Raw genomic sequence first — 13434 nt, 5'->3', positions numbered from 1 at the left:
TTATTAATAATAGGTGACATAGCTATATAGATAAATTACAGCCAAAAATCAATTAATTCTTTTATTTCCTATTTCATTATCAACATTCTTTTTTGTATTAATGTTTTATGCTGATAATGGTTTGCAGCTTGCCGCCGTTAGGCAGGACAGGTGTATGTTGTAAGCTAAATTTCGTATTCAATCTTGTAATCTTCATATACATTGAATACCGTTTCACAATCTGATAAAATACTTTCAAGCAAAGGTTTGACCTCACTATTCCAATCTAACTTACCCAGCCCTGCACCTATTTTCGGTAGCGACACGGTTTTGATACCTCTGCTTTCGCACACTTTTTTCAAGCGTTTCAAACCTTTATTCAGATATGTGAGTTCCGCATGATACATATCGGGTTGTGTAGCGATGTAGATTATACCCGGAGAGAAACCTTTGATTTCTCCTATAAACACATTGCCAGCCTGGAACTTAGTGTTTCGTGTGTACTTCTTAAAGAGTTTTTGGATTTCAGGGAATTGACTTGACAGCTTAAAGGCAAGCCCAGTTCCTAATCCTTCTTGTGAGCCAACAGCTACACCTTGTGCTATGTACTCATCTTTACTCTGTAATATATCTCCCGAAATGTATTTTATCATATTGTTTCCGTTTTTCTATTGCTTATAATGGTTAGAAAGGAGCATCGTCAGATGCTATCTTTCGTTGTTAGCAACCTATTTGAAATAATTAATCATTTTATCGTTATTAGGAATATTCCCAGTATGCCACAAATGGATTTGTGACTTTATTACCTTCAATTTTTCCATAAACATATATACAGCCAGCCATGAAAACGGAAATATCTTTCATGCAAATTTCGTTGATTTGAAAAATGAAGCTATTTCCATCTTTAACCACTTTACCATCATTATCTAATCCCCATTGAATAGGCATTACGTTACCCCCAAACTTGATTGCACAATTTTTTTCAGGCATATCTTTTTCCGTACTCATTTCGTATATTGAATAAATTTCATCTATTTCGGGGTGTTTATATCTATCACTTTTACTTTGGCTACTTAATTCATGTTCAACCAACAACAATTTACAATCGGGATATGTGTTATATTCCAATGCAATATCAAAATCCGGAGTGAAAATAGATATTTGCTTGTTCGGATTTAGAGGGTTTTGAAATGTTAGATAAAAATAGAGATTATCTTTGTCCGATAAATACTTATCATCAAAACAAGCTGGAGCATTTCCACCAACCCAACCAAAGCAGTCTTTTTGGTATTCACCAATGCCGTAGTATATTGCATTTTCTCTTGTTTTAAGTATTCTTTCTATATCCATAATAACGATAATGATTTGATTGTTGCTAATGCGTTAATAACCACACCTCATAGTGTAGTTCCTAATCTCTATTATTCTCATATATTTACTACCTATTAGTTTCATATTATCAGTCCTTATCAATAGGAAATGAAAGTAAGTCATCAATCATTCTGCTTTGAATCTCGGTCACCCCATTTCCCCAAAGTAAAGCTAATCTTTTGATAGCTTTAACTCCCTGTTCTTGTAATTTGGGTGAGAGACGCCCAGTGATTTTTATTTGTCCAAAGGCAGTAGCGTAAGTCACCATGTCGCTTTGTGTCATATCCATTTCTTTCTTTGAAGCTAGTTTTTTAACCACTTCGGGGTCAAGACTTTCAACAGGAATATATTCCATGCCCCAGTCGTGTTCTATCAGATACTTGGGATAATCAAGAAAGTTGAGTTTGGGATTTTTTCTGATCGTTTCTTCAAGAGAATCTAACGTATCACTTCCCTCATCGCTACCAAAAGGTGCTTCTTCGTCTACGCAATCATAATAGAGTTCTTCCGTGAAGTGTTCGGTAAATCGGGGATGAGAAGTTTTGGGGTGCAAACCATATTCTTCGGAATCAATATAAAATCTGTGCATGAAGTCGAAGTTGGCGTCTTCTACATATCCTTTTTTCTTTTTCGAGTGAATAAGTTTCTCTGCTTGTTTCAGGCATTCTTCTTCTGTATCGAAGTCTTTGATTTCAAATTTACCGATACTGTCGAACTTACCATAGTTTACAGCAAAATCACAGCCACTATAATCAATCCACCAAAATTTATGAGATTTCTCGTCTTTATAAATAAATGCTCTTTTCATAATATTGTGTGTTTATTGTTGGGAGAGAGTAATGTCTCTACTATACACAAAAGTAGGAAAACTGTTGAGTTATCACCTATATGTCTTCGTATTTCTTCTGTATTTTTACAAAATAAGTCTTGTTTATTCATTTTTTACTATTTTTTCGAGAAAACAGCAAAAAAGTTTGAGTTACGCAAAAAGGTTGCGCACCACTACGCCTATCTTTGTCGAAGAAATAAGAAAACAGGTCAAGTACGGGTTACTTCAACACACTCTTTAAGGTAGAACATTACCAGTACGATTATCTGTTTTCCTGTTTCGTAAAGGGGCAGTAGCTCAGTGGGTAGAGACGGTCGTCGGTTCGACTCCAGCCTGCTCCACAAAAAAACAAATATAGAGGTAGGACAGTAGCTTCGGGATTATCTGAAATGAGGTCAACCGGGGCTTACTTCTTAACGGTGGATATTGCTGGTTCGAATCCGGCCTGTTCTACCTCTTTTTATCAACTTAAGGTCAAGGAAGACTTACTTCAACACTGCAGGAATGCTCCATTGATTCACAGTCTTCCGATTACCTTACTTAAAACACAATGTATGAAAAAAGATTAGTTGAAAGTACCTATCAGTCTAATTGTTGATCTCTATTGAAACGATACAGGTATCTCCGGATGCTTGCTTTGTAGATTGAAGTGCTGTTTGTTATTGTTATCAATATCGTATATCCGCGTGTTTATTATCTTTTCTTGATTTAAATTTGCCTTTTTCCTGTCATATCCGTAACTTTGTAAACTAAAGAATCCTATATGAATCAGGAGTTATTAGTAACAAAGCCGATACAATTCTATTCTTCGTAGATGCGCTTTCGGTGGTAAGAATTAGGATAGCCGGGAAACGAATTGTCAGGCTATTGAGAAAGAATGTACGATTAAGAATACAAACTAAAAATAGTGGCATAAATGATAACTTCCTGTATAGCAATAATATTCGGTTTTCGCTTTTTCGGCAGAGGATTGCATGAAATCTCCGGGGAAGAAATGGTAATTATTGCATTTTTCATGTTGTTTCTGTTTGTTCCGTGCCTGTGGCTTGTCAGGTATTTAAAAGATGACGAAATAGATTCAAACAGACAGGATAAGCTGGTGGAGATACATATTGCCCTGACCATCGTTCTGACTGTTGCGGGTGGTGTCTTTTCCCGGATGTCCGTACTTGTCAATAAGTGGATAGACGAACAACCGTTCATTGTTGCAGCTTACATAGCGTTGGCACTTAGTGTTTTTGGTGTCGTTATCGGCAAAGCTATTGATTTATGGGTATATTATTTGAAGAAAAGAATATTCTAAAACAGTATGATAGAGTACATGAATATTCCGGTTTTGGTTTGTGTCTCCCTGTTAGGGGTGGGGGCTTTTGTTATGATAGTAGGCTCGCTATTGAAAAAGCAGTGGGCTACGGATGGGAAAAAGACTTCGTTATCCATTTACCTTTTATATCTTTTCGCAATGTCAGGTTCCGGCTGGACATGGTACAATAGCATACATAAAGCCCGTGCGTTGGCAGAAGGCAATCGATACACTTTAGCCACTTATGAAAAAGTGTCGGGTGTCATTAAAGGGGGACATAAGGTACGCCAGTTCGGTTTTTATGTGGATGGGGTGAAATATAATACTACAACGACATATCCCAAATTTTTGGGTGTCAGCAATCCTTTGCGCATCATAGTGAGGTATGCCGTCAGCAACCCTGAATACAATAAGGCTTTGGGGGACGAGTTTGTCCCCACATGGGTACTGTCCCCACCGGAAAGAGGTTGGAAACAATACCCGCCTGCTATTCATTGGGAAGGTGCTGTGCTGGATTCTGTTTATATGCAATCATTACAGGGTAATAATTAAACCGATGATGGTAAGTGCCGTATATACGCAGTTGATATAAAATGCAGCCATCAACAGCCAGGGGATATATTCCGACTTTTTGAATAAAGATGCAGGCTGGATGATTAGCAAAGTAAGAAAAAGAACAATGCTAAAACCGACCTGACTCATCAGCAACCATTGCGGATATTCCGTAATGACAGCCGCAGACCATGCTTGGAGCAAGGGAGTTATATTTTGCAGAAATACGTGAGCCGCAAAATATCCTAGAGAAGAAATGGCTTCTTTCCTCTGCCGTAGGAGCACATTGATAGTATAAACGCCTATTCCGGCTTGTCCCAGCAGTATGGATAACTGAAAAAAGTCGAAAATCCAATAGATGGGATTGCTGGTAGTGCCATCGTTGGCAAAATAATCATAGAAACAGAGTGAGGACACGCAACTTGTTGCGACCAACCCTGCACAGACAAATGAAATGATTCTTTTATTCATTGTATTCAGCATAATAAATCGGAACTAAAGCCCTGTACTTACTTTCTTTTTACACCTTTCCCGATAATTGAATCCGCAGCTACGCATCCTTGCGAACGGCTGTCAATCGAGCCGCCCCTGTAATCCCCCGCAACGAAGTAGCTGCCCGCCGGGACGACAACCGCAGTCGTGGTAGCCGTTGCCGAATCTATGGGTACAACGCTTTTACAGATGTTCACCTTCATGCCATTGGGCAGACTTTCGCAATACTCTTCACATTCATCTTCTTCATAGAAAAGTTTCCGTATGAGTACCCATTCACACTTTTTGCCGTTCACGATACATTGCTGATCCTGAAAGCGGACAGTATCGCCCGGTAGTCCGACAATTCGTTTAAATGCCCTTTCCTGAAAGCCGGGAATGTATGAATGATATGCGATTACGTCCCCATAAGTCAGAGAATCCACCGGAATAAGGTTTACTATTTCACCCACTTGATAGTTCGGGTACATTCCGGCACTGGTCAATTCAACTTTTGGGTTACATGCCGCCAATATCAATGGCATGACAAGCAAATACAATAACTTTTTCATAAGATTGATTTCATTCATCCAGAAAATCATCATTACTTAGATAATACTCAATAGCCTTTATACAATCTTTGTATAATGTTTTGGGATTCAATTTATATTGAAAGCTCAATATATCCTTAAATGTTTCAACATCGACCAACGAACTCATGCCCAAATCGTATGCTTGTTTGGGGACTTCACCATCTTCTGTTTCTACATATCCATCCTCTTCTTCCGATTCAATGACTAAATATTTGCTATTCTCCAAGTTCTCTGTTTCAATAACACTTTTTGAGCAATAGATATAAGCGTCACATGGTATTGCTTTATAAGCATTGATTAAATCTCCGATAGTTCCAAATTCTTTCATATATACTAATATTAATACATTATTTTTTTTCTTTCAGATACTTTTCCAATGCAATATACACTTCTTTCCGATAACTGACAAAAATAGTTTTATCTGTTTGGGACGAATTTTTCTTTTTCCCGTCATAGTGCGGAATATTGGATAAAAACAGGCTATACGAGAAAATCATGTTCTCCTCTATTTTACGGGAAGGTTTGAATGACTTGGCAGGTATGTAAGAATAAATACCCTCTTTACAACGGTAGGGCTTATATATTTGCACAACTCCCCACGAGTTTATCTCATCCACCTGGATGCTTCTTTTCCCGAACAGGCTTCGTGCTTCTATTCTATCTTCGCAAAGCAAAATCTTACTGGGTAGTGCCCAACAGATTAACAGGATAGACAAAGATATGGGCAACAGGAAAATAAAGAGGACTTTATTCTCACTTAAATTGGCTACACATAAAAAGTAGATCATAAATGCACAGAATATACTACATATGACAACTCCTGCCCAAACAAACTTATTTGTAGGGTAAATCCAGAATATCTTTTTCCCGGAATCCTTATCTCTCATTTTATCATTATTCTTTTATATTCTCCTTATACCCTCTAAGGCACTATATCGTAAATGGTCTGATCGTTATTCTTGAAAATGGTTTGTTCAATCAATTTTCCAACATGAACGATGCTGTCAATATCTGCATTGACTTTCAGGCTTAGAACCGGAGCAAATTTCACATGATCGTAATCTATGGGCGTGTTGTTATAGGTCGTTTCGATAATTGGGTAATTATGCTCTTTGGCAAACTGCTTCAATGTATCCAGATAGGGAAGTTGGTCTTTGCTCATGGCTTCAAAATCAATGTAGAACTTTCCGTTATCCTGCATGAAATAGATACAATCCACACCATTAGCACAGATACCCGTAAAATCATATTCCGTTCGTCCTGCCTGTACGTTTTTCAGCACGCCCGACAACTTATCCATTGTAATCTGTGCGGCTACCGGAATATAAGGATTTATACTCTCACTCTGCGTAGCTCGCTTGTTTCCATATCCACATCCCAGTAAACTCAGAATAGAGGCAAGTATTCCCATCGTTATTATTTTAAAGTGTTTCATATTCAAATTACTTTTATGATTTCATCTATTTCATTGAAGTAGACTGCAAATATACGTTATGTGCTTCAATCCTATACTCTGATTTTTATCATATATATTCTGATAACGTCTGGTGGCTAATCGACCATCAGGGCGATTCATCCGCTTGTTTTCTGTATTATTTTATTTCTAAACAATATGTATGACGCCAATAAACAAAGTAAAAATGGTATTGTAGTATCATACAAGCACATTGTTCCAGAAAATAAAATTATCAAAATAGGAATAAGAAAAAATGATAGGAAACTATACAGTATGCTGTTTCTAACTCTTGCAAAGCAGTTCAAGAACAAAGTGATTGCTCCGGTAGATAATGCCAAAATTCCCAAAATTGACCAAGCCAATGCCATACCTCTATAAGAAACATCCATATCTGGTACAGGTTTTATATTTTGAGTCTTTAGCCAAAGAATACCCGTGGTACACAATAGACTAATACATAATATTCCAAACCATATTTTCAATAAGAGTTTGATTATATAGTATTTCTGTTTCATTTTTCGTTTATTTATTATCAAGTTAATGTCCGGTGGCAGCATTTTAATTCAAGCTATCTTTCATCATTATTCGTAGTTGTTTTTGTGTAGGTAATGTTTTCCATCCTTTATCTGGTGCTTTTAGAGTAAACCAAGATGGTACGCTGTCTAATATAAGATGTCGGTCGGGGGCTTTGGCTAAGAATGTTACAAAGTAACGGGTTCCGATTGGAGTGTTTTTACTCTCGGCAAATGATATAAAAAAACTTCCTTCATATAAAGTCTTATTATATATAAATTCATATTTTGCACTTTGCCCTCTATAAGCAGAACCGTATTTGACAAGAGTTACGATAGAATATATGCCATCTTTTCTTACATTGTTATTTCTAATTGTTGAGACAGCATACAATAGAATGAATACTACAATAGGGATTATAAATTTTAAAATCTTGGTTTGCTTAATCATATTTATTGCTATTCTATATACTTTCATTTTTTTACTCTGTTGGTAATATTATGCGGCTTGCCGCCGTTAGGTGGCACAGGTGCTTGTTAGCTGCACTTTTCCAATTTATAAATAAGCCCTTTTATTGTACTTGCAATTAATATTTCTTTATCATCAGGAGAGAAGGAAATATTACCATAGCCGATATTCGATAATTCAGCCAATATTTCCATATTAGGGAACGTACAAAGTTTTAGATTATTATCTTGATATAAGGCAATCATCTTGTTGTTATGCGAAAGTTGTATATCCAAACAGCCTTGTTGGTGTTTAATCGGCAGTTCTATATTCAAGGGCAAAATGCGAAAAGCAAGATTGCCCTCTTCTGTAAAGTATAACACTTGCTCTAAATGTTCACTATACAGAAAATTTGCATCGTCCAAATCACAGAATGTTTGTTCAAATGTTCTGTTGTCCATATCAAACCAAAGATAGAAGTACCTATTCTTTTCACTTGTCCCTTCGTTCGGTTTGCGAAACCCATCAATGAAGTATAATTGGCGTGAAGGGATATAACGTATTTGGTTATACACTTCTCTCATATCTTCACGAAATCTTGTTTCCTTTCCGTTTTCAATATCATAAACCGATATATAGCCGTATGGAAAATCATACCCCAAATTAATGATATACTTATTATCATGTGAAATACAAGCGTCACCATCACCATTTGAACTGCCTACTTTCGGTTTGAGTTTGCAACGGATTGACATAGTTGCCAAATCATACACAACAAGTTTACGATCATTATCTTTTGCCAAGAGCAAGTTGCTGTCATTTGAAAAGAAAACAGAAGCATTGCCTACTTCTTTGAATTGTGCTAAATGCTTATATGTTTCATTTTCAAAGATGTTTATCTGACTACTGTTAACTTGTGCAATCAAATGTTTATCGTTCGACATCTTTAGAAAATATGACTTCTTAAAAGTTTGTATCAGTTCCATATTCATTATTTTTTTAATTGGCAGCTAATGTTTGACAGCGTTCCGCTTATTCAGTCGGTTTGCTGTTTGTTATCGGTCTATTTCATTACACCTAAAATTTTTTCAAGTACTTCTTCCGGCTTATACCGCAAACTGTCAAATACAGTTTCTTGATATAGCATTTCACGAATAAGCGAAGGTTCTGATAATTCCATGTTTTTTTCCAATAACGGAACATAATAATCGTGTGACAGAATCCACCAAAGTTCATCTTCAGGAAAAGCCTTAACTTTATATTCGACATAATTCTTAGAATGTATTCTTTGTATGATTTCAAGAAGTTCGTCACACGATAATGGAATATGGAGTAATGGTGGAGTCCCTATTGAAAGCCTAAGAGCAACCATACAAATAGAGTCATCTTCCATATATTCAGAAAGAATATCTTTAGTAATAACTTTGTGAGTTAATTCAGAAATTTTCTTTATTATATTCAAACATTTATTGTCCTTTTCACTATCATACCCACGTAGTAACCTCGATATTTGCAGACATATTTTTTCTATTTGAATAATTTTAGGTTCTATTTCTTCTCGTAGTTTCATAAACTTTTTCTTTTTATTGTTTGACCGATAATGGCTTGCAGCTTGCCGCCGTTAGGCGGAACAGGTGCTTGTTAGCAATGTTTTTTGTTTCACCACGGTCTTTGATTTGGAATAGACTCCACTTTACCAGTATATATATGGACATAGTAGAAGACGCCCTCCCAGTTATATGCCTCTATCTTTTTCTCATCATAAAGTATTATGTTCATAAAGGGGGAGTCGACGTTTGGTCTCACATCTTCTATCTGCCAAAGAATCTCTCCATCAATATTTTCGCCTGTGATGTTCCTGTTGTACCTTTGTTTAACAGGTGGCGTGTATAGCTTGATGATAATATCTCCGCATGCGATCTCTTTTCGCACCTCTAAATCTTTTATGTTTATATCTTCCATTTTATTATTGATTTATTGCTAATGTCTATCGGCTAACTAACTTTTCGGAAGTTAAGCCGTTTGTTAGCATTTATTTTTACTTTATCATGATGTTTTTATTGTTGATTTTGATATATTGTTTCCCAATTAAATACTCCCTAATTCATACTGTATATATTTAAGATTATTAGGCTCTAACTTTTGATTATTTAAAAACGCTTGTCGATACTCTTTTAATGTAGAACGATTAGGGGCACTATATTGATCTTCTCCAGTATTTGTATTTTCCCACATACAAACAGGGCAAATATCAAATATTTCCATTTTTCTATATACTTTATAGTTACAACATGGACAACAATATCCTAATAATGACACCGGCTTATCAATTAACTCAATATGAATATTATATAAAGCAAAGAAAATCTCTTCAATGTATTCATTAGTAACTAAATCATTATATGAAAATCGATCAAGTATATACTTATTATTACTATATTTTTGAATCTCTTTAAAATCCAAACTGTTGCTTTTGTCATATACTTTTATTTTGGAATTATAATCAGATATTATATCTGCCTTTTCTTCATTTGATAAATGGAGAAGATGGTGGTATTTTATTAACCTAATAGCTTCTTTTCTTTTTAATTGGATCATTTTCTCAGTTTATTTTCAATGCTAACGTTATGCTAACAGCGGTCATTTAATGTTTCGCTGTTGTTTTTTCTAAGTATTTAATTAAATCTCTTCTTCTAAAATATCGTCCAACAGGCTTTTAATTTTGCTTTTGTAAGTGTTTGCTATATGGACGTACATCGCTGTTGTTTTTATATTCTTTATTTCATCAGTCATATTATCTATATTATATGACTACCTATAAGTTGTCTCCTTGTCTATCCAATTACAATATTTGATAAATTTACACTATATGCTATAATTTCTTATTCTGACTTTTAATGTTTTGTTTATCAGTAAATTATATTCATATTGTTTTGCTGTATATAATTATGCCTCTAAAGATACGGTTTTGTCTAATTATTCACAAAGGAATCTGTTAGTTTTTTCCTCTATCCTATACAATTTCATCCTTTGGCAGCCAATAACTTGCTTTACACTTATGAAAGCCAGTTCGGTGTAGTAGAGACAATGGCGCGTATCGAACAAACATTGAAAAATATGGGAATCCCAGTATTTGCGAAATTCGACCACGGCAAGAATGCTCAAGATGTGATGGCGACAGAATATGGGCTTGATAAAGAACCGGTGATTGGAAAGATGCAGAAGTTGCTGGAAAAGATTGTTATTCAATCGGCCAGCGTTTATTAAACAAGAAATATAAAACAAGATACTTTATATTTTAAATCATATAGAGAGTGGCCCCTTTTCCGAAAAAAAAGTTTGAGTTACGCAAAAAGACTGCGCATCACTGCATCTATCTTTGTCGAAGAAACAAGAAAACAGGTCAAGTACAGGTTACTTCAACACACTTTTTTAGGTAGAACATACCAGTACGATTATCCGTTTTTCCAGTTTCGCAAAGGGGCAGTAGCTCAGTGGGTAGTTACGGTCGTCGGTTCGACTCCGGCCTGTTCTACCTCTTTTTTATAAACTAAGGTCAAGGAAGACTTACTTCAAAACCGCAGGAATGCACCATTGATTCACAGTCTTCCGATTACCTTACTTAAAAAACACAACGTATGAAAAAAGATTTGTTGAAAGTATCTATCAGGCAACATGCAATTTATTTGCCAGCGATAGAAGGAACTGAAAAGCGCGAAGCATTGACTTCGACTACTGTAACATTGGTTGCTCAACTTCGAAAAGTGGGATATAGCTTATCCGAAGAGTTGCTGCATGCTGTCAATCAGTTGTATCCGGCACAACAGGTGGAGATTCTTCAGGTGATGAAAGAAGTATTGGGTGTGTCACTCAACTGGGCTCCATTGGTGAAAGGCTGGGATACACCTACCGGAGAAACACGTTTGGATCATTGGATTACATGGCTTGCTAATATGTTCAATAGTAAGAAAGGTGTGAAACTATCTTGCGGACACGTGATTCCTGATAATACATTCCCCTTGGAACGATACAACGGTTGTCCGTTCTGCGGAACTCCGTTTGAAACGGCATCTACAGAATATTTCGGACAAGCCAGTAAACTGAAAGTGTTGGAACTTTGGCAGGAAAAAGAGCTGAATGTTTTCTTTGGTGACTTGCTGGAATCACGTACGGCCCTTGATGCAACACAAGCGGACAGCTTGAAAATCTTGCTGGCTGAACTTCCGTTGCCGGCAGTCGGAATCAAGATGAAAGAAACTCTAATGCTGGTGATCGACACACTGGTAGAGCAGGATAGGGCACAGGAAGCGCAGATTTATTTCTCTGCTCCGAATGATATATTGCGTTATTTGTGGTATAAGAAAACCGGATTCTTGCAAATCATAGAGCCGAAGGCCCTCATTCGTAAAGCGGGTAGAAACAATGCACATCTGTGCAATGCTTTGGATAAAAGCCGTTCGGCTGCCCAGGCAAAGCGGGAAGAATTAAAACTGAAATATACCCGTCGCGAGTGTAAAATGGTGGCTCTTTGGTTGAACAATTTGGCGATGACACCGGAGAAGTCTTGTGAAATGATGCATCCGAAAAGGGAAATGTGGGTACGTATGATACGTGCATTGCGTTTGGCGGAATATGCTCGTAAACCGGGATTCGAAAATTTGAAAGAGTTGATGGACGTATTCTACTGTCAGGCATATACAGTTTGGCAGGGAGAAGTGGAGCGTAGCCGTTTGAAAGCAGATGCGACACAGACATTCGCTTTGTTGAAGCAACGTCCGGGTATGTTTGCACGTTCCTTGTTTGCCAATATGCTTTGGTTCGGTCCGGAAGAGACGTTGACGGCATTTAAAGAAGTCGTTCATTTGTTGCCGGCTCGTTTGGTGGTCACTTTGGGTATGTATGCGGAGAGTTACTTTGAGCAAGGACATAAGAGAATGGTGAAGCCTTTAGGTGGTAATGCGCTTTTGATAGAGCCTCACTATTTGGTGAGTCTTTATATGGAAGACCAGCTTAAAGAGATGGTGAAAGAGGTACAGGATTTGTGTAAAGAGGTTGTTGCTGCCCGCTTTGCTAATGCGGGTGTCGGGAGTGGAAGCGCAAGTATGTATATTGATCCTATGTTGTTTCATATTCCATTGTCTATCGGCGACCGTAGCGAAACGGTTCAGGATACTTCCTGTGCCTTGCAGGGTACACGTTTCCCGGTGGAAGGAGATAAAGTTCGATTGTTTATGCAATGGGGAAAAGGACTTCCGGCACAGCATTTGGATATGGACTTGAGTTGTCATATCACTTTGCCTTCAACGACAGAAGTATGTTCCTACTTCAATCTGACTGTTATTGGTGCTAAACATAGCGGAGATATCCGAAGCATCCCCGACAAGAAAGGTACTGCCGAGTATATCGAATTGGATTTGAATGAGTTGAGCCGTGTAGGTGCGCAATATGTTGCTTTCACCTGCAATGCGTATAGCAATGGGGCTATCTCTCCTAATCTGGTGGTAGGTTGGATGAACTCCGCTTACCCGATGAAAATATCGGAGAGAAACGGAGTGGCTTATGACCCTTCTTGTGTTCAGCATCAGGTGCGAGTTTCTCAAAGCGTGCAGAAAGGACTTGTTTTCGGAGTCCTGAAAGTGAAGGAACGGGAAGTGGTATGGTTGGAAATTCCTTTCGGCGGACAGACGGTTCTTTCTTTGGATACACAGACTATTGAAAAGTATCTGGATAAACTGGAAGCCAAAACCACTGTGGGCGAACTGTTGGCAATCAAAGCACAAGCACAGGGTTTGAAGTTGGCTGATACACCGGAAGCCGATGAAGTATATACCCGTGAATGGGCATTGAATACGGCTGCTGTGACTAAGTTGCTGTTGGGTGATTAATTTCTAGCGGTTAACTGAATCTTTTCTTCCTAATA

The 13434-nt window shown here is 37.3% G+C and carries 17 protein-coding genes and 1 pseudogene; 5 read left to right on the top strand and 13 right to left on the bottom strand.

From position 1 onward, the window contains the following. Window positions 1–164: 164 nt before the first annotated feature. The 3 genes from INE92_RS10055 to INE92_RS10045 all read right to left on the bottom strand — a co-directional run bounded on the left by INE92_RS10055 (window position 165) and on the right by INE92_RS10045 (window position 2158). On the bottom strand, window positions 165–632 hold the full coding sequence (locus tag INE92_RS10055) for a macro domain-containing protein (protein ID WP_008025599.1): 468 nt from the start codon (window positions 630–632) through the stop codon (window positions 165–167). Window positions 633–738: 106 nt separating this feature from the next. Next, window positions 739–1329: a hypothetical protein gene (locus INE92_RS10050; RefSeq protein WP_004320634.1), complete on the bottom strand. Its 591-nt coding sequence runs from the start codon at window positions 1327–1329 to the stop codon at window positions 739–741. Between the two features lie 109 nt (window positions 1330–1438). Further along, window positions 1439–2158, bottom strand: a complete 720-nt coding sequence (locus INE92_RS10045) for a WGR domain-containing protein (RefSeq protein ID WP_008643530.1) — start codon at window positions 2156–2158, stop codon at window positions 1439–1441. 937 nt (window positions 2159–3095) lie between these two features. Between INE92_RS10045 and INE92_RS10040 the strand changes: the two genes are divergently transcribed. Beyond that, window positions 3096–3482 (top strand): hypothetical protein, encoded by a 387-nt coding sequence (locus tag INE92_RS10040; protein WP_008643529.1) that lies wholly within the window; start codon window positions 3096–3098, stop codon window positions 3480–3482. A gap of 6 nt (window positions 3483–3488) precedes the next feature. Beyond that, entirely contained in the window at window positions 3489–4034 is a 546-nt protein-coding gene (locus tag INE92_RS10035; protein WP_049702482.1) for a hypothetical protein, read from the top strand. Here INE92_RS10035 and INE92_RS10030 read toward each other — a convergent pair. The 5 genes from INE92_RS10030 to INE92_RS10010 are packed head-to-tail and all read right to left on the bottom strand — an operon-like array spanning window position 4017 to window position 6533. Beyond that, on the bottom strand, window positions 4017–4505 hold the full coding sequence (locus INE92_RS10030) for a hypothetical protein (RefSeq protein WP_195435985.1): 489 nt from the start codon (window positions 4503–4505) through the stop codon (window positions 4017–4019). The two genes, INE92_RS10035 and INE92_RS10030, sit on opposite strands and share 18 nt — an antisense overlap. Window positions 4506–4543: 38 nt before the next feature. Beyond that, window positions 4544–5077, bottom strand: coding sequence for a signal peptidase I (lepB, locus tag INE92_RS10025; protein ID WP_004313331.1), 534 nt, complete (start codon window positions 5075–5077; stop codon window positions 4544–4546). Between the two features lie 10 nt (window positions 5078–5087). Further along, window positions 5088–5426: a DUF7716 domain-containing protein gene (locus INE92_RS10020; RefSeq protein WP_195435982.1), complete on the bottom strand. Its 339-nt coding sequence runs from the start codon at window positions 5424–5426 to the stop codon at window positions 5088–5090. A gap of 19 nt (window positions 5427–5445) precedes the next feature. Then, window positions 5446–5985, bottom strand: coding sequence for a hypothetical protein (locus INE92_RS10015; RefSeq protein WP_195435978.1), 540 nt, complete (start codon window positions 5983–5985; stop codon window positions 5446–5448). A gap of 35 nt (window positions 5986–6020) precedes the next feature. After that, a complete protein-coding gene (locus INE92_RS10010) occupies window positions 6021–6533 on the bottom strand; it encodes a hypothetical protein (RefSeq protein WP_195435976.1) in 513 nt (170 codons plus the stop codon). Window positions 6534–6710: 177 nt separating this feature from the next. On the opposite strand from INE92_RS10010, the gene INE92_RS10005 reads away from it, so the two are divergent. After that, window positions 6711–6932, top strand: coding sequence for a hypothetical protein (locus tag INE92_RS10005; protein WP_008643522.1), 222 nt, complete (start codon window positions 6711–6713; stop codon window positions 6930–6932). A 180-nt stretch (window positions 6933–7112) separates the two neighbouring features. Here INE92_RS10005 and INE92_RS10000 read toward each other — a convergent pair whose 3' ends face one another. The 5 genes from INE92_RS10000 to INE92_RS09980 form a co-directional block, all read right to left on the bottom strand. Then, window positions 7113–7544, bottom strand: coding sequence for a hypothetical protein (locus INE92_RS10000; RefSeq protein WP_008643520.1), 432 nt, complete (start codon window positions 7542–7544; stop codon window positions 7113–7115). 59 nt (window positions 7545–7603) lie between these two features. Then, complete coding sequence (locus tag INE92_RS09995) at window positions 7604–8500, bottom strand: WD40 repeat domain-containing protein (protein WP_008019653.1); 897 nt, start codon at window positions 8498–8500, stop codon at window positions 7604–7606. A gap of 77 nt (window positions 8501–8577) precedes the next feature. Beyond that, window positions 8578–9084, bottom strand: coding sequence for a hypothetical protein (locus INE92_RS09990; RefSeq protein WP_134993606.1), 507 nt, complete (start codon window positions 9082–9084; stop codon window positions 8578–8580). Between the two features lie 89 nt (window positions 9085–9173). Beyond that, on the bottom strand, window positions 9174–9476 hold the full coding sequence (locus tag INE92_RS09985; RefSeq protein ID WP_015532911.1) for a hypothetical protein: 303 nt from the start codon (window positions 9474–9476) through the stop codon (window positions 9174–9176). A gap of 126 nt (window positions 9477–9602) precedes the next feature. Beyond that, entirely contained in the window at window positions 9603–10112 is a 510-nt protein-coding gene (locus tag INE92_RS09980; protein WP_008643510.1) for a CPCC family cysteine-rich protein, read from the bottom strand. A 435-nt stretch (window positions 10113–10547) separates the two neighbouring features. Between INE92_RS09980 and INE92_RS09975 the strand changes: the two are divergent. Next, window positions 10548–10781, top strand: a pseudogene (locus INE92_RS09975) (hypothetical protein); the annotation flags it as partial. Between the two features lie 371 nt (window positions 10782–11152). Further along, window positions 11153–13399: a hypothetical protein gene (locus tag INE92_RS09970; RefSeq protein WP_134993510.1), complete on the top strand. Its 2247-nt coding sequence runs from the start codon at window positions 11153–11155 to the stop codon at window positions 13397–13399. Window positions 13400–13434: the final 35 nt, after the last annotated feature.

The sequence above is a fragment of the Bacteroides xylanisolvens genome (assembly GCF_018289135.1).
GTDB classification, from domain to species: domain Bacteria; phylum Bacteroidota; class Bacteroidia; order Bacteroidales; family Bacteroidaceae; genus Bacteroides; species Bacteroides xylanisolvens.
This window is presented reverse-complemented; position numbering and strand designations above follow the sequence as displayed.